We start from the raw sequence: 17216 nt of genomic DNA, 5'->3' as shown, positions 1-17216 counted from the left end.
TCATCAGGCCATCTTTTTCTCGATCACACAGGAGGTGATCCATGTTCTCTTCCACCCGCGCTTCAGCGCTCTCTGCTCTGCCCCTGAGTCTCGCCCTTGGTCTGGCCACCCCGGCGCTGGCTGACACCGACCGCGGCCCGACCGACCGCCTCGAGGCCGACCTGCAGGCCTTCTTCGCCGGCGAGGGCACGCTCGAGATTGGCGACGTCTCCTCGGCGCTGCTGCGCAGTCGCGTCACCGCCGAGGACCTGCGGTTCGAGAGCCATGACGGTGAGCGGCTCTCGGTGGAGCGCTACATCGTCAGCGGCGACTACGAACGCCCCGACGAGGTCACCCTGGAAGGCATTCGCCTGGAGGCCTTCCTGGACGAGCCGGCGGTGATGGGCATCGAACGGGTGGTGCTGAGTGATCCCGGCCGCGCGGTGCCGCCGCGCGACGAGGACGCCCTGGCCGAGCAGTGGCTGGGGAGCCTGGCGCTCTCCGGGCTGAACCTCGAGCTCTCCGAGGGGCCGGTGGCCTCCCTGGCCAGCCTGCGCCTGGATGGCGGCCTCGAGGACGGCAGTGGCGGCCTGTGGGTCGAGGCCCTGGAGCTCGACCTGGCGCGAATGATCGACCAGGCGCCGGCCGATGAGCGCACTCGGCTGCGCATGATCAGCAATGTGCTCACCGATGGCAGCGGACAACTGCGCCTGGATGCCGCCTTCGACGCCGAGTGGGAGGAGCGCGACGGCCACACCCGGCTCGCCAGCGAGGGGTACATCGATCTGGTGGATGCCCTGCATCTGGCCCATGCCGTGACGCTGCCGGTGCTGCTGCCCGAGGGCGTGAACGCGGCGGAACTGTTCACCGACGAGGCCCTGCTGGAGACCGCTACCCTGCTCGGCGGCGATCTGCGCCTCACCCTGGGTGACCGTGGCCTCTTCCCTCGCCTGGTCACTCTGGGTGCCGCCATGGGAGGCGTCAGCGAGGCCCAGTACATGGAGCAGGCGCGTACCCAGGCCCAGGGCTTTGGCATGATGCTCGGTCCTCAGGTACAGGCCTTTCTTTCCGGTCTGGTCGAGCTGATGGAAGGCAGCGCCGAGACCCTCGAACTCACCGTTACCCTGCCCGCCGAGAGTCGGCTGGACGGCCTGGCCGACGACCCCCTGGCGCTGCCCGAGCGGCTCGACCTGCACGTCGAGACCCGCTGACGCTGGAGAGACAAGCAGCCGGCGGCCAGGGAGCGGCGGCGCGCCATGAATCCCCCGCAGCCCGGGATGATGGCCTTTCATATGAAAGCGCTCCGGGGCTGAGGTATCATGATGCCCCTGGATTTTCCCCCTTGATGCGAGGTCCCCCGCCCATGTTCAGCCGCGACATGACGATTGCCGGTTTCGATGATGTCCTGTTCAGCGCGATGCAGAAGGAAGTCGCGCGCCAGGAAGCGCACATCGAACTGATCGCCTCCGAGAACTACGCAAGCCCAAGGGTGATGGAAGCCCAGGGCAGCCAGCTCACCAACAAGTACGCGGAAGGCTATCCCGGCAAGCGCTACTATGGCGGCTGTGAATATGTCGATATCGTCGAGCAGCTCGCCATCGACTATGCCAAGGAGCTGTTCGGCGCGAGCTATGCCAACGTGCAGCCCCACTCCGGCTCCCAGGCCAACGGCGCCGTCTTCCAGGCGCTGGTCAAGCCGGGCGACACCATCCTGGGCATGAGCCTCGATGCCGGCGGTCACCTGACCCACGGGGCCAAGCCCAACTTCTCCGGCAAGCACTACCATGCCGTGCAGTACGGCCTGGGCGAGGGTGGCCTGATCGACTACGCGGAAGTGGCTTCGCTTGCCCGCGAGCACCAGCCGAAGATGATCATCGCCGGCTTCTCCGCCTACTCACAGATCATCGACTGGGCCAAGTTCCGCGAGATCGCCGACGAGGTGGGCGCCTACCTGCTGGTCGACATGGCCCACGTGGCCGGCCTGGTGGCCGCCGGTGTCTATCCGACCCCGCTGCCCCACGCCCACGTGGTCACTACCACCACCCACAAGACCCTGCGCGGCCCCCGCGGCGGCCTGATCCTCTCCGCCGAGGGTGACGCCGACATCGAGAAGAAGCTGCAGTCCGCGGTTTTCCCGGGCGGCCAGGGCGGCCCGCTGGAGCACGTCATCGCCGCCAAGGCGATCTGCTTCAAGGAGGCCATGGAACCCGGGTTCACGACCTACCAGCAGCAGGTGGTGAAGAATGCCCAGACCATGGCCTCCGTCTTCATCGAGCACGGTTTCGAGGTGATCTCCGGCGGCACCGAGGACCACCTCTTTCTGCTCTCGTTGGTCAAGCAGGGCCTGACAGGCAAGGACGCGGACGCCGCCCTGGGCCGCGCCCATATCACCGTCAACAAGAACGCCGTGCCCAATGATCCCCAGAGCCCTTTCGTCACCTCCGGCCTGCGCATCGGCACCCCGGCGGTGACCACCCGCGGCTTCGGCGAGAGCGAGTGCCAGGACCTCGCCGGCTGGATCTGCGATATCCTCGACGCCATGGCCAAGGGTACCGACACCGCCGCCATCGAGGCCGAGGTGAAGGGCAAGGTCGAGGCCGTCTGCGCCAAGTTCCCCGTCTACCGCTGAGCCTGGCTACCGCTGATGCCCGGCGGCTCCTGCCGCCCGGGCAGCCCGCACCCCGCGCCGTGAGAACGGTGCGGGGTGCGGTCGTTCCATGGCAGGGAAATATGTCGCTTTATCGCCCATTCTGTTATTTTTCGTAAATAAGCCCCGGGGTCGCGACCCTGAGGGCAGAGAGTGGCGATGGGGGGCGGGCGGTATGGCGGAACAGCAGGGGGCGACGGAACTGCAGCAGGCCTTGAAGGCGTGCCGCGGCTCCTTCCTGTCGGTCGGCTTCTTCAGCCTGTTCGTGAACCTGCTGATGCTGGTGCCGGCCATCTACATGCTGCAGGTCTACGACCGGGTGCTCGCTACCCAGAGCGGCGAGACCCTGCTGATGCTGACCCTGGTGGTGGTCTTCCTGTTTGCGGTCATGGGGCTGCTGGAGCTGGTGCGCTCCCGCATGCTGGTGCGCATCGGCAACCGCCTGGACACCCTGCTCAGTGCCCACCTCTATCGCGCCATGTTCCGTCGCAGCCTGATGACCGAGGGGCGCCAGTCGGCCCAGCCGCTCAGCGATCTCGGTACCCTGCGCCAGTTCTTCGCCGGCAGCGGCCTGCTGACCTTCTTCGATGCCCCCTGGGTGCCGGTCTACCTGGCGGTGCTCTTCCTGCTTCACCCCTGGCTGGGGCTCTTCGCCACCGGCGCTGCGGTGGTGCTGGTGCTGCTGGCCCTGCTCAACGAGAAGCTCACCCAGCCGCTCCAGGCCGCCGCCAATGCCGAACACATCAAGGCACAGGAGCTGGCCGGCTCGAACCTGCGCAACGCCGAGGTGCTGCATGCCATGGGCATGCTGCCTGCCATCATGGGGCGCTGGGCGCGTCGCCACCGCGACTACCTGGCCGGCCACTCCCGCGCCGCCGACCGCTCCGACACCCTGAGCAACACCTCGAAGACCCTGCGCCTGCTGGCCCAGTCGTTGATCCTGGGCCTGGGCGCCTGGCTGGTGCTGCGCGCCGAGCTGACCCCCGGGATGATGATCGCTGGCTCCATCATCATGGGCCGTGCGCTGGCTCCAATCGATCGCATGATCGGCACCTGGAAGGGGTTCGTGGCCGCCCGCGGCGCCCATGGCCGGCTCGAGGAACTGTTGGCGCGCACCCCACGGGAGCCGGAGCGCATGGCACTGCCGGTGCCCAAGGGCAGCGTGGTGCTGGAAGGCGTGGCGGCGGCCCCTCCCGGCCAGCGCACGCCGACCCTGCGCGGCATCCAGTTTGCCGTGCCGGCGGGCGTTCACGTCGGCATCATCGGCCCCAGCGCGGCGGGCAAGTCCACCCTGGCGCGGGTGTTGCTCGGCGTCTGGCCGACCCTGGCCGGCACCGTGCGGCTGGACGGTGGCGACATCGAGCACTGGAACCGCGAGTCGCTGGGGCCTCATATCGGCTACCTGCCCCAGGACATCGAGCTGTTCGATGGCACCCTGGCCGAGAATATCGCCCGCTTCGGCGAGGTGGACTCGGAGCGGGTGGTAGAGGCGGCCCGCAAGGCCGGCGTGCACGAGATGATCCTGGCGCTGCCCGAGGGTTATAACACCGTGATCGCCGCGGGCAGCGGCGGCCTCTCCGGCGGCCAGCGCCAGCGCATCGCCCTGGCCCGGGCGCTCTACGGCAACCCGGTGCTGGTGGTGCTCGACGAGCCCAATGCCAGCCTCGACGACGTCGGCGAGCGTGCCCTGGCCGAGGCGATTCGCCGGCTCAAGGCCGAGGGGGTGACGCTGTTCGTGATCAGCCACCGCGTCAGCCTGCTGCGCGGCATGGATCGCCTGCTGGTGCTGCGGGAGGGGCAGCTCCACCTCTACGGCCCCACCGGGCAGGTGATGGAGCGCATGCAGGGCAAGCCGGCGCCCCGGGGCAGGGTGGAGAGCACCGCACGCAGCCACCTGGCGGCGGTGGCCGGCGGGCCGGCCGCGGACGACAAGGGCGGCGGTGACACGCCCCGGGAGGAGATCCCATGAGCGAGCAGGAAGCCAGCGGGCTGCCCGCCGGTCGGCAGGGCAGCATGCCGGGCCAATCCGAGATCGACGTTACCCCCACCACCCTCGACGGCGACTACAGCGAGGTCGTGCCCACCAGCGATCGCGGCTATCGACGCCTCGGGCTGCTGATCCTGGGCCTGGGGTTGGGTGGCTTCCTCGCCTGGTCCGCCACCGCTTCCCTGGCGGTGGCGGTGGTGGCCCCGGGGCACGTCGCAGTGGAGTCCTTCCGGCGCACCGTCCAGCACCTGGAGGGGGGCATCGTGCGCGAGATCCTGGTAGCCGACGGCGACCGGGTCGAGGCCGGCCAGCCCCTGGTGGTGATCGATGACCTCCAGGCACGCAGCGAGCTGCAGATCGTGCGCACCCAGTACCTGGTCGGCCGCGCCACCGAGCTGCGCCTGCTGGCGGAACAACGCGGCGCCGAGGCGCTGGCGCTGCCCGAGGAGCTCACCGGTAGCGACCTGCCGCGGGTGCAGGAAGTGCTGGCGGTGCAGCAAGCGCTGTTTGCCGCGCGGGGTCATTCCCACCGTGTCACCCTGGAGGCGCTGGACGAGCAGGCCGAGCAGCTGCGTCGCCAGATCGAAGGGCTGGAGGAGATGGTGCGGATCAACGAGCGCCACGCCGCCTCCCTGCGCGAGGAGGAACGCGACCTGCGCGGCCTGTTCGAGAAGGGCATGGTCAACAACCAGCGGCTGCGCGAAGTCGAGCGCGATTGGCTGGAGCTGGAGGGGGCGATCGCCAGCCGCCGGGCCGAGATCGCCCGGCTCGCCTCCCAGGTGAGCGAGAACCGCCTGCAGCGGGAGATCCGTGATCAGGAGTTCCACAAGGAGGTGGGGGAGCAGCTGCGCGAGGTCCAGGCTCGGGTGACCGAGGCCGAGGAGCGCATCACCACCCTGATGGACAGGGTCGGCCGCAGCACCGTCACCGCGCCGGTGGGCGGCATCGTGGTGGAGCGTCGCGTGCACTCCCTGGGCGACGTGGTGGGTTCCGGCGACCCGCTGCTCGATATCGTGCCGGGAGACGACCGCTTCGTGGTGGAGGCCCGGGTGCCGGACCGCGACGTCAACCAGCTCTTCGCCGGCCAGCCGGCGGAGATCCGCTTCTCGGCGTTCAACCAGCGGCTGACCAACGTGATCCCCGCCGAGGTGATCCTGGTCAGTGCGGACAGCCAGGTGGACGAGGCTACCGGCGCGCGCTTCTACCGGGTGCGGTTGAGGGTCACCGAGGCGGGTCTCGAGCAGATGGGCGAGCAGATGCAGCTGCTCGCCGGCATGCCCGCCGAGGTGATGATCCGCACCGGCGAGCGCACCTTCGCCAGCTATATCATCAAGCCCATCACCGACATACTGGCCCGGGCAATTCGCGAGGAGTGACCGCGGCTCGGCGGCGGTTTGTCCGCGGCAGCGATGGCTCAGGCGATCAGCCAGTCGTCGTCAAACTGCAAGTCGTTGTACCAGATCTCCTTGGCCTCGGTATTGCGGGCGAAGACGAAGAACTTGCCATCCGTTGCTGCCCCCACGGAGTGGTAGGGCATCTGGGGATCACTCATATTCTCATCCGATCTCGTGCTGGTTACGATCCGCGTGCCGGCGTCCTGGGTTTCAAATATCAGCTCATCGGTGAAAGTGGCCTTGAAGTAGATGTCGCCATAGGGTCGATTGGTGTTCTCCTGGTAGAAGACGAACAGCATTTCGTTGTCTTCGTCATAGGCGAGGGTTGGCCGGCTCGCACCATGTGTCGCGGCATGCACCAGCACGGGCTCTTCCCAGCTTCCCGGTATGCCCTTGATCGCCCAGAGGGCGTCCTTGTCGTCCTTCATTGTCATGAGGATATTAGTACCATTCCACAGAGCGGCGAGATGGTTATCCAGGACCACGGCATCGGTGATGGTGTCGATCGTCCAGCCGCTGCCATAGCCGGTGGGGGAAGAGGGCGTCGGCTGATAGGCGAGCTTCCAGAGCCCGGTGGCGTCGTCGCCATAGACCAGCCCGACATGGTCGATGCCATCCAGCCGGAAGGCCACGAAGTCGACCTTGTTGTCGCCGTTGCTGCCTGAAGAGGTCGAGGGGCCGGGATCGATGGTAGTGGTGCTCCAGGTGGCGAGGCTGCTGGAGGTGGGGTAGGCCAGTTTCAGGCCTTTCTCTCCCCCGGCGGCGGAGGGGCCGATCAAGGCGACGACCGGGCTGCCGTTCTGGTCGAGGCCGAGCGACATCTCGGTGTTGCGCTGCCACTCGGCGCCGGTCAGCACGCCGCCCTCCCCGGTGAGTTGGATATTGGCTTCGATATCGAATGTCCGCGTCGTGATGTCGTATCCCAGCTTGTACAGGCGAGGGCTCGGCTCACTCGGTCCAAAATTGATGACGTAGAGCGTGTCGGTGTCATTGTCCCAGGCGATGTCGGCCCGGCGCCCGCTGGTCAGCATGGTCGGGCTCGACTTGGTCCAGCCCCCCATGGTGCCGGGGTCGGGGAGGGGACCGTCGAAGCGGTAGACATGCCAGCCGCTTACCTCCGGTAGCACGCCCCACCAGTCGCCATCGTGATAGAAGCTCTTGGTCGCGTTGGTGTGTTCGAAGTTGCGCCTGTCGCTGGTGTTGAAGGCTGTCGCGATATAGGAGGTCTCCAGGGGCAAGGGCGGTGGAACGTCCGACTGGTGAACGGTGATGCTGACCGTTGCGGGGTCACTGAGAGCTTGGCCGTCGGAGGCGCGATAGGTGAAGCTGTCCTCGCCGAAGAAGTCCTCGTCGGGGGTATAGGTGAGCGTGCCGTCGGGATTGAGGGTGACGCTGCCGTTGGCGGGCGATGTGAGCGCGCCCACGCTCAGCGGGTCGTCATCTGGATCACTGTCGTTGGACAGCACGTTGATCTGTACCTGGCTGCCCTGAATGGTCTCGGCGCTGTCGTCGGTGGCCAGAGGCGGGTTGTTGTCCGGAGCCTGTGGCGTATGGCTGAACTCGACGATCAGCTTGGGTGGGGTCGTGCCCTCCGCCGAGTAGAATTGCCAGCCGTTGCTCCCCTGTGGCAAGAGGGCCCAGCCAAGATTCAGCTGTCCGTCGGCCCAGGCCTGTAGGCTGGTTGTGACGTCAACGTGTGTCGTGCCGATCTCGACGAAGCCGGTGTTGACGTCTCCATCGGCCAGGGCCTCGACGCCGTTGGCCTGGATGCCGCTTCCTAGGCTGTCCCAGGTGGCGGTATCACTCCAGGGCTGGAGCATGCGGTGGAACCTGGCTCCGTCCCCCTCGTTGGTGGTGTGCAGTTCCAGGGTGGCGGAGTGGATGGTTGCGCCTAAGGGAATCTGCTCGTTAGCGCCGCCAAAGAGGTTGTCGAAGCGCAGCAGTGCCTGCACGTTGCTGCCGCTAGCGCCATTTGTATCGAAACCATCGACCTCAAGGGTCGTCGACGTGGCTTGGCTCGTTCCGGGCATCTCCTCACGTAGCTCAGTGTCTACCACTCCCGCATAGCCTTCCTGGCCCTGCTGGAACTGAACGATCGAGGGACTGACGGTGACGTTGACGGTGGCCGGGGCGCTCTCAAGCTCGCCGTCCGAGGCCTGGTAGGTGAAGCTGTCCGCGCCGACGAAGCCCGCCTCCGGGGTATAGGTGAGCGTGCCGTCGGGGTTGAGGGTGACGCTGCCGTTCGCCGGTTGGGTGACGGCGCCCACCGTCAGAGGGTCGCCGTCCGGGTCGCTGTCGTTGTCGAGCACGGCGATCTGCACGGCCAGTCCCTGGGTCGTGGTGACGGTGTCATCGTTGGCCACCGGCGGGTTGTTGACCGGCGCCTCCTGCTCGACGCTGACGTTGACGGTGGCCGGGTCGCTGAGCAGCTCGCCGTCCGAGGCCTGGTAGGTGAAGCTGTCGCTGCCGGCGAAGTCCTCGTCGGGGGTATAGGTGAGCGTGCCGTCGGGGTTGAGGGTGACGCTGCCGTTCGCCGGCTGGGTGACGGCACCCACCGTCAGGGTGTCGCCGTCCGGGTCGCTGTCGTTGTCGAGCACGGCGATCTGCACGGCCAGTCCCTGGGTCGTGGTGGCGGTATCGTCCTGGGCCACCGGCGGGTTGTTGACGGGACCGCCATTCGCCGTGCTGTACTCGACGATGAGGGTGGGCGGTGTCGAGCCCTCCGCCGAATGGAAGTCCCAGCCGTCGGGGCCCTGGGGCAGCAAGGCCCAGCCGTGATTCTCCTGGCCATCTGCCCAGGCCTGCAGGCTGGCCGTCACGTCGAGTTGGGTCGTGCCGGTCGGAATGAAGCCGGTGTCGAGGTCGCTCGGGATCATCGCCTCGATACCATCGGCCTGAATCCCGTTTTCCAGGCTGTTCCAGGTCGCACTGTCACTCCAGGGCAGCAGCATGCGGTGCAGGGTCGCCCCGTCCCCCTTGCTGGTGGTCTGGACGACCAGGGTGGCGGAGAGGATGGTAGCACCCAGCGGGATCTGTCCGGTGGCGCTGCCAAGGACGTCGTTGAAGCGCAGCAGCGTCTGTACCTCGCCCTTCTTGTCGACGCTGTCCACGACCAGCGTCGTCGAGGATGCCCGGCTGGTGTCTGGCTGTGCCTGGTGCAGGTAGGTGTCCACCACGCCGGCATAGCCGTTACTGCCGTGCTGGAACTGGACGATCGTGCTGGTGGGGGGCGGCTCCTCCGCCTGCTCGACGCTGACGTTGACGGTGGCCGGGTCGCTGAGCAGCTCGCCGTCCGAGGCCTGGTAGGTGAAGCTGTCGCTGCCGGCGAAGTCCTCGTCGGGGGTATAGGTGAGCGTGCCGTCGGGGTTGAGGGTGACGCTGCCGTTCGCCGGCTGGGTGACGGCGCCCACCGTCAGGGTGTCGCCGTCCGGGTCGCTGTCGTTGTCGAGCACGGCGATCTGCACGGCCAGTCCCTGGGTCGTGGTGGCGGTATCGTCCTGGGCCACCGGCGGGTTGTTGACGGGACCGCCATTCGCCGTGCTGTACTCGACGATGAGGGTGGGCGGTGTCGAGCCCTCCGCCGAATGGAAGTCCCAGCCGTCAGGGCCCTGGGGCAGCAAGGCCCAGCCGTGATTCTCCTGGCCATCTGCCCAGGCCTGCAGGCTGGCCGTTACGTCGAGTTGGGTCGTGCCGGTCGGAATGAAGCCGGTGTCGAGGTCGCTCGGGATCATCGCCTCGATACCATCGGCCTGAATCCCGTTTTCCAGGCTGTTCCAGGTCGCACTGTCACTCCAGGGCAGCAGCATGCGGTGCAGGGTCGCCCCGTCCCCCTTGCTGGTGGTCTGGACGACCAGGGTGGCGGAGAGGATGGTAGCACCCAGCGGGATCTGTCCGGTGGCGCTGCCAAGGATGTCGTTGAAGCGCAGCAGCGTCTGTACCTCGCCCTTCTTGTCGACGCTGTCCACGACCAGCGTAGTCGAGGATGCCCGGCTGGTGTCTGGCTGTGCCTGGTGCAGGTAGGTGTCCACCACGCCGGCATAGCCGTTGCTGCCGTGCTGGAACTGGACGGACGTGCCGGTGGGCTCCGGCTCGTCCGCCGTGCTGGTGGTCATGCCCGGCGATGTCGATGTGTCCTCGGGGGCCTCCTCAAAGGCCTGGAAGGTGAAGATGTCGTCATCGTCGAGCAGCGCCTGGTCGTCGGAAAGGGTGGCGCTTCCCTCATCCGACCCGGAAGCATCCAGCGACTCACCGGCAGGCTCGTCCGGCACGTCCGTTGCTGTGAGGGTGGAGTCTTCGGCAGGATCCTCGGCAGGCTCGTTGGCGGAGTCTCGGCCATCTTCGTCCGCGAGGGCTTCCTCAGTCGACGCCGGTGAGGACTCGTCTGCGGGGTCTTGCGGCAAGGTGTCGGCCGTCCTGGCCGGGGTCTCCTCATCTCCTGCGGTCGCCTCGGTACCTTCGGCCGGGATCTCGCTGTCGACGGGGCCCAGGTCCGCGTCCTCGCTCGAGGGGTATGGCTCTGGGTCATGCTCTTCTGTGGTCGACTCTTGCGCGGGGGAAGGGCCGTCGGCCGCTGATGTCTCCTCTGCGTCATCGGAAGCGAGGTCGTCATCGAGGCCCGGCGGGGTGTGGAGCATATCTCGCCGGTCCTCGTCGTCGACGGTAGGTGGGCGGAGAAGCGACGGCCCCGACGCGAAGCGGGGGTCGAGCAGGTCGGAGTCGAGTTCCTCACCCTCTTCGTCGTTGGCAGGTTGGGCCTCGGCGGAGAGAGGGTCGGTGCCGTCGTGATCCTCCGGCTGTGGTGATATGGACATGGCAGCCCCCTGCAAGAATGTGGTTGGGTGACTTTATGTCAGTTCAGTTTAGGTCTACGGATAAGCCGCCATCATCCCAAAGTGTCATGTTCAGCCAGCTCAAACTGGCTAGACGAAACGGCTCAGGGGATAACATGACTGGCCTGGCTTCGAGTACGAGAAAACTCACACATCATTCGGGCGAAGGGGAGGCAGGCTGGTGCCCCCGCCATGGACGGGGGGAGGGGGGGTCGGTGCTTATCGTGAAGGGACAGCAGGCAATTTCGAGTACTTCCCCGCAACTCCGGGTGAGGATGGGAGCGATGGTGAGGATGGGGCGTCCGCGATAGTCATCGAGAACCCTGAAGAGTATGACGCCATCCGCATTACCTCCACGGGTGATGAGCCCAACCAGATCCTCGGCGGCAGCGGCGGTGATGGTGGCGACGGTGGCGACGGTAGTGATGGCATCTCCCAGGGCGGTAATATCGTTCCCGATGGGGCCGATGGGGCCGATGGGGCCGATGGCGGTGATGGCGGCGATGGCGGTCAGTCCGGCTATGCCATCGTCAACGGCAATGACGATGCCGAGATCAACACGATCGTGATCGAAGGGGATCAGGACCTGACGATCCTGGGCGGCACGGGTGGTGCCGGTGGAGAAGGCGGAGCAGCTGGAGAGGGAGAAGGTAGTGGCGACAATGGTGACGATGGCCAGGATGGCCTTGATGGTGTCACTTCCGCGGCCTTCTCCCACCGTGTCGAGGTGGATGCCACCGGGTTTGATGCGCACCTGACCATCTCCGGCTCCGACTTCGATGACTCCTTCGAGCTGGGCGATGGCGGCAGCGACCTTCATGCCACCCGCGGTGCCGACGAGTACAGCCTGGGGGCTGGCGAGGATATCGTCCGCTATACCAGTCTGGCCCGGAACGAGGATGGCACCTTCGATATCGATAGCCTGATCGGCTTCGACGTCAACGAAGACCAGATCGACATCTCGGCGCTGGTGGGTGATGCGTGGGACTTCGAGTTCGATGATGGCCTGCTGGCGATCGACCTCGATAACGATGGCATCACCGACCTCACCATTCAGCTGGTGGGCGTTGACAGCATCGGCGACGAGATCTTTATCGCTTGATGCGTCCGGCCCGGTCCTGGCTGTAGGGCCTCAGTGTTTGTATCGTAATTGCCTGATGTGCACCTTCGCTGCGATCCAGTATGCTGACACTTAGATGTAAGACAGTCGGGCACGTCCGCTGGCACAGGAGCGCACCACCATGTCGACACTCACTTTCCAGGGCGCGGTGAAGGAAGTCACCGGCTCTCGCTACCTGATCGAGGTGGACGGCAACGGCGGCTCGTACAAGCTGTTGCTGGAGTGCGGGCTGCACCAGGGCGGCAGCGATGCCGACGAGGTCAACGCCAAGTCCTTCGGGAAGTTGCCTCGGGAACTCGACGCGGTGGTGCTCTCCCACGGCCACCTGGACCATTCCGGCCTGCTGCCCAAGCTGGTGCGCGAGGGCTTCAGCGGGCCGATCCACTGCACCCGGGGCACCCGTGACCTGCTGGAGATCATGCTCCAGGACGCCGCCTTCATCATGGCCAAGGACGTGGAGTGGGAGAACAAGTGGCGCAAGCGCAACGACAAGCCGCTGATCGAGCCGCTCTATGACCTGGACGACGTGGAGCGAACCCTGGCGTTGTGTGAGTCGCACCCCTACGGCCAGCCGGTCAACCTGCCGGGTGGCGCCACCCTGGTGTTCCGCGACGCGGGCCACATCCTCGGCTCGGCCATCGTCGAGCTGACCGTTCCCTCCGGTGGCCAGGACAAGCGGCTGGTGTTCTCCGGTGACCTGGGCAACCCCAGTTCGGTGCTGATGCGCGACCCCGACAAGGTCTATGAGGCCGATGTGGTGCTGATGGAGAGCACCTACGGCGATCGTGACCACCGCCCCCTGGCCGAGACCCTGGAGGAGTTCGCCCGGGTGCTGGAGGAGGCTCACGAGGCGGGCGGCAACGTGCTGATTCCTGCCTTTGCCGTGGGTCGCACCCAGGAGATCCTCTACCATCTCAGCGTGCTCTACCATGAGGGGCGGCTGCGCCAGCAGCTGGTGTTCCTCGACAGCCCCATGGCGATCAAGGTCACCGAACTCTACCACCGGGCGCGCAAGGCGCTGGATGCCGATGACCTCAAGGTGCTCAATATCGCCGCCAGCGGCGACACCCGTCAGTACCTGCCGATCCTGCGCATGACCCGCACGGTGGAAGAGTCCATGGCCATCAACCGTATCCACGGCGGGGCCATTATCATCGCTGGGGCCGGCATGTGTACCGGCGGGCGCATCATCCACCACTTCCGCTACAACCTGGAGAAGCCCAATACCCGCCTGGTGATCGTCGGCTTCCAGGCCGCCGGCACCCTGGGTCGCCAGATCGTTGACGGCGCCGAACGAGTGCGCGTGCTGGGTCAGGATCTGGTGGTCAAGGCGAAGGTTCACACCATCGGCGGCTTCTCGGCCCATGCCGGCCAGACCGACATGATCGGCTGGGCCGGCGCCTTCCGTAACAATCCCCGCTTCTACCTGGTTCACGGCGAGCCCGAGACCCAGGAGGCCTTCAAGACCGCCCTGGCCAAGAGCAGTATCGAAGCCGAGATTCCCGCCTACGGCGACCGCGTCGAACTGTAATCCTTTCCTTCGCGACTTGATCTGAATCAAGCTGCGACGACTTGCCCCATGTCATTCCGAGCCCCCTGGTCTATCCTCTTGCTAAATGCATATTATGTAATTAGCTTAGAGGTTTTGGTTATGAAGTTTGCGTTCAAGAGCCTGCTGGCGAGTTCCATCATGGCGGCGGCACTGGTGAGTGCCCCCACTCTGGCCCAGGAGGCCGACTCCTACCGCGAGACCCAACTCGGCCTGTATGTCACGGCCGCCGAGGCCTATGCGCTGATGCAGGAGAACGATCGGGCCGTGCTGATCGACGTGCGCGACCCCATCGAGATCAAGTTCACCGGCTTCGCCGAGCCCACCGACATCCATGTGCCCTGGGTGCTGGCCGATCGTGACAGCTTCGATGAGGACGCGAAGACCTGGCCGGTGTTGCGCAACGCCGACTTCGAGGCCCAGGTGAAGGAGCGCCTCGACGCGCTGGGCGTGGCCGAGGACGACCCGATCATCGTCATGTGCCGCTCCGGCGCCACGCGCAGCGCGCCGGGTGCCGACGTGATCGCCGAGATGGGCTATCGCCAGGTCTACTCCGTCGATGATGGCTTCGAGGGCAGCACCCTGAAGGAGGGAGACTCCAAGGGCGTGCGTGCCATGAACGGCTGGCGCAACTCGGGCCTGCCCTGGAGCTACGAGATCGACCCCGACGTGGCCTGGCGCCCGGCCGACTGAACGCAGACGTTTTCTCTTCCCGGGCGCGCCCCGACCGGGCGCCTGGGGAGCCACAAGCCGACCCGCTGAACCGACAATCTGAAGAAGGTGAGCATATGAGCATCAAGACGACCCTGACCCTGACCCTGGCCGCCGCGGCCACCGCCCTCGGCCTCTCCGGCGCCGCCCTGGCCGACAGCCACGGTGACGATCACGACGACTACGCCGACAAGGCCCTGTTCATCGTGACCAGCGACTCCCTGCAGACCCAGGGCATGGCGATGATCCTGGCCAACGCCATGCGCGAGCAGGGCACCACCCCGCATATCCTGCTCTGCGATGCCGCCGGCGAGCTGGCCGTCGAGGGCTACGAGAGCGAGACCGAGTTGGGCCCGCGCGGCGTCAAGCCCGAAGGCCTCATGCAGATGATGATGGGCGAGGGCGCCGGCGTGGATGTCTGCGCCATCTACCTGCCCAACACCGACTACGAGGAAGGCGACCTGCGCGAGGGCGTGGGCGTGGCCGCGCCGGGCCCCATGGCCGAAATGATGCGCGACCCGGCCATTCCAGTCTTCAGCTTCTGAACCCGCTCGCCTCGGTGGCGATGCCGGCTGCCCGCAAGGCAGCCGGCGCGCCGCCATCCGGCGTTGAAGGAGAGTCACCATGAATATGAAAAGCAACGTCGGCGGTGCTGACAAGATCGCGCGTATCGTCATCGGCGCCCTGTTGATCGGCCTGGCACTGACCGGCGTCATCGGCGCCTGGGGCTGGATCGGCGTGCTGGCGCTGGCCACCGGCCTGTTCAACTTCTGTCCGGCCTACGGCCTGCTGGGTATCAATACCTGCAAGCTGAAGAAGTAGCCTGCTCCGGTCACGATTCGAGCCGGATTCTCCGACGCCCGTGACCCCTTGGTCGTGGGCGTCTTGCGTATGGGGGTGGGCTATCGTCGGCATGCACAGACTCAATCGGCATATAGTGCAATATGAGCTAAGCTTATTCCATATAAACAGATTGACGCCTGGCCGACCCGGGCGCATCAGGAGGAAAGCTCATGAAGACCTTTGACCTGTCTCGCGGCGCCGGCGCCGGCCACCCCGATGTGGCCGGCTTCTTCGACCCGCGCACCTTCAGCGTCCAGTACGTGGTCAGCGACCCGGCAACGCAGCAATGCGCGATCATCGACCCGGTGCTCGACTTCGACGAGAAGTCCGGCGCCACGGCCACCCACCATGCCGATGAACTGCTCGCCTACGTCAAGGAGCAGGGCCTCGAGGTGCAGTGGATCCTCGACACCCACCCCCATGCCGATCACTTCTCGGCCGCCCACTATCTGGCCGAGAAGACCGGCGCGCCCACCGCCATCGGTGGCTATGTCACCGATGTTCAGGCGCTCTGGAAGGGCCTCTACCATTGGCCCGACTTCCCGGCCGACGGCCGGCAGTGGGATCGGCTGTTCGTCGAGGGGGATACCTTCCGCATCGGCGAACTGGAGGCGCGGGTGATGTTCTCGCCGGGGCACACGCTGGCGTCCATCACCTACGTGATCGGCGATGCCGCCTTTGTCCATGACACCCTCTTCCAGCCGGACTTCGGTACCGCCCGGGCCGACTTCCCCGGCGGCGACGCCCACCAGCTGTGGCGCTCCATCCAGGCCATCCTGGCACTGCCGAGCGAGACCCGGCTGTTCACCGGCCACGACTACATGCCAGGGGGGCGTGAGCCGGAGTGGGAGAGCAGCGTGGGAGAGCAGCGTGAGGCCAACCCCCACCTGGCGGGGGTGGCCGAGTCGGACTATGTGGCGATGCGCAACGAGCGCGATAGCGAGCTGCCCATGCCCAAGTTGATCCTGCATGCCCTGCAGGTGAATACCCGCGGCGGTCGCCTGCCGGAGCCCGAGGCCAACGGCAAGCGCTACCTCAAGATCCCCCTGGACGCCCTGGAGGGTGCCGCCTGGGAGTAGATCAATAGTGCGATAGCGAAAGGCGCCGGGGACAGGTCGGAGGGGGGGGCGTGTCGCCGGAACAGCCTTGAGCGATAGCCTTGGTGGCAGTGCAGAAAAGCAGGGTCTTATATAGCGATTAAATCTACTCTTAGAACTGTATTTCGCCTATGCTGGTCCCAATACTTAGCGTCAGCGATTCACCATGACGGAGGTTTCAGCCATGTCCCGACCCATCGTGACCCACTTCTTCGACGAGCCCACCAACACCTTCAGCTACGTGGTACAGGATCCGGACAGCCAGACCTGCGCGATCCTCGATTCGGTGCTCGACTTCGACTACGCCGCCGGGCGCACCGATGTGCGCTCCGCCGACGAGATCATCGCCTTCGTGCGCGACAACGACCTGCAGGTGGAGTGGATCCTCGAGACCCACGTCCATGCCGACCATCTCTCCGCCGCGCCCTATCTGCATGAGACGCTGGGCGGCAAGACCGGCATCGGCGCCAATATCACCGTGGTGCAGGACGTCTTCGGCAAGGCCTTCAACGCCGGCACCGAGTTCGCCCGCGACGGCAGCCAGTTCGACCGCCTCTTCGAGGAGGGCGACACCTTCGCCATCGGCGGCCTGGAAGGACGGGTGCTGCACACCCCGGGCCACACCCCGGCCTGCCTGACCTACGTGATCGGCGACGCCGCCTTTGTCGGCGACACCCTGTTCATGCCCGACTACGGCACCGCCCGCTGCGACTTCCCGGGCGGCGACGCCCGCACCCTCTACCGCTCCATCCAGAAGGTGCTGGCCCTGCCGGACGAGACCCGCCTCTTCCTGTGCCATGACTACAAGGCGCCGGAGCGCGAGGAGTACCAGCACGAGACCAGTGTGGCGGAGCAGCGTCGCCTCAACGTCCACGTGCATGAGGGCATCAGCGAGGAGGAGTTCGTGAAGATGCGCACCGAGCGTGACGCCACCCTCGACATGCCGAAGCTGATCCTGCCCTCGGTGCAGGTCAACATGCGCGCCGGCCATATGCCGCCGGCCGAGGACAACGGCCAGGTCTACCTCAAGGTGCCGATCAACAAGTTCTGAGGCCCGCCG

General features: G+C 66.2%; 12 protein-coding genes. 11 read left to right on the top strand and 1 reads right to left on the bottom strand.

Annotation, left to right across the window (positions count from 1 at the left end; all coding sequences use genetic code 11):
- Positions 1-41 precede the first annotated feature (41 nt).
- The 4 genes from ACM26W_RS14635 (at position 42) to ACM26W_RS14620 (ending at position 5989) form a co-directional block, all read left to right on the top strand.
- Positions 42-1190 carry a hypothetical protein gene (locus ACM26W_RS14635; RefSeq protein WP_416137707.1) on the top strand — a complete coding sequence of 383 codons (1149 nt, stop codon included), beginning with the start codon at positions 42-44 and terminating at the stop codon, positions 1188-1190.
- A gap of 152 nt (positions 1191-1342) precedes the next feature.
- Positions 1343-2608, top strand: a complete 1266-nt coding sequence (gene glyA / locus ACM26W_RS14630; RefSeq protein ID WP_416140901.1) for a serine hydroxymethyltransferase — start codon at positions 1343-1345, stop codon at positions 2606-2608.
- Positions 2609-2801: 193 nt separating this feature from the next.
- Positions 2802-4595 carry a type I secretion system permease/ATPase gene (locus tag ACM26W_RS14625; protein ID WP_416137706.1) on the top strand — a complete coding sequence of 598 codons (1794 nt, stop codon included), beginning with the start codon at positions 2802-2804 and terminating at the stop codon, positions 4593-4595.
- Positions 4592-5989, top strand: a complete 1398-nt coding sequence (locus ACM26W_RS14620; RefSeq protein ID WP_416137705.1) for an HlyD family type I secretion periplasmic adaptor subunit — start codon at positions 4592-4594, stop codon at positions 5987-5989. The genes ACM26W_RS14625 and ACM26W_RS14620 overlap by 4 nt, the downstream gene beginning before the upstream one ends.
- A 38-nt stretch (positions 5990-6027) precedes the next feature.
- Here the strand turns inward: ACM26W_RS14620 and ACM26W_RS14615 are convergent, their stop codons facing one another.
- Positions 6028-10818, bottom strand: a complete 4791-nt coding sequence (locus ACM26W_RS14615) for an Ig-like domain-containing protein (RefSeq protein WP_416137704.1) — start codon at positions 10816-10818, stop codon at positions 6028-6030.
- Between the two features lie 199 nt (positions 10819-11017).
- Here ACM26W_RS14615 and ACM26W_RS14610 point away from each other — a divergent pair, with 199 nt between their 5' ends.
- From ACM26W_RS14610 to ACM26W_RS14580, 7 genes are all read left to right on the top strand, one after another.
- Positions 11018-11938, top strand: coding sequence for a hypothetical protein (locus tag ACM26W_RS14610; protein WP_416137703.1), 921 nt, complete (start codon positions 11018-11020; stop codon positions 11936-11938).
- Between the two features lie 139 nt (positions 11939-12077).
- Complete coding sequence (locus ACM26W_RS14605; RefSeq protein ID WP_416137702.1) at positions 12078-13487, top strand: MBL fold metallo-hydrolase RNA specificity domain-containing protein; 1410 nt, start codon at positions 12078-12080, stop codon at positions 13485-13487.
- Between the two features lie 120 nt (positions 13488-13607).
- Positions 13608-14198, top strand: a complete 591-nt coding sequence (locus tag ACM26W_RS14600) for a rhodanese-like domain-containing protein (protein ID WP_416137701.1) — start codon at positions 13608-13610, stop codon at positions 14196-14198.
- Between the two features lie 95 nt (positions 14199-14293).
- On the top strand, positions 14294-14761 hold the full coding sequence (locus tag ACM26W_RS14595) for a hypothetical protein (protein WP_416137700.1): 468 nt from the start codon (positions 14294-14296) through the stop codon (positions 14759-14761).
- Positions 14762-14846: 85 nt separating this feature from the next.
- On the top strand, positions 14847-15038 hold the full coding sequence (locus ACM26W_RS14590; protein ID WP_416140900.1) for a DUF2892 domain-containing protein: 192 nt from the start codon (positions 14847-14849) through the stop codon (positions 15036-15038).
- A 191-nt stretch (positions 15039-15229) separates the two neighbouring features.
- The gene (locus ACM26W_RS14585; RefSeq protein ID WP_416137699.1) at positions 15230-16138 is read left to right on the top strand and encodes an MBL fold metallo-hydrolase; all 909 of its coding nucleotides are present in this window, start codon (positions 15230-15232) and stop codon (positions 16136-16138) included.
- Positions 16139-16340: 202 nt separating this feature from the next.
- Positions 16341-17207 carry an MBL fold metallo-hydrolase gene (locus ACM26W_RS14580; protein ID WP_416137698.1) on the top strand — a complete coding sequence of 289 codons (867 nt, stop codon included), beginning with the start codon at positions 16341-16343 and terminating at the stop codon, positions 17205-17207.
- Positions 17208-17216: the final 9 nt, after the last annotated feature.

The sequence above is a fragment of the Halomonas sp. HK25 genome (assembly GCF_047795635.1).
Taxonomy (GTDB): domain Bacteria; phylum Pseudomonadota; class Gammaproteobacteria; order Pseudomonadales; family Halomonadaceae; genus Halomonas.
Note: the sequence above shows the minus strand (reverse complement) of the source record. Positions and strands in the feature narration are given on the sequence as shown.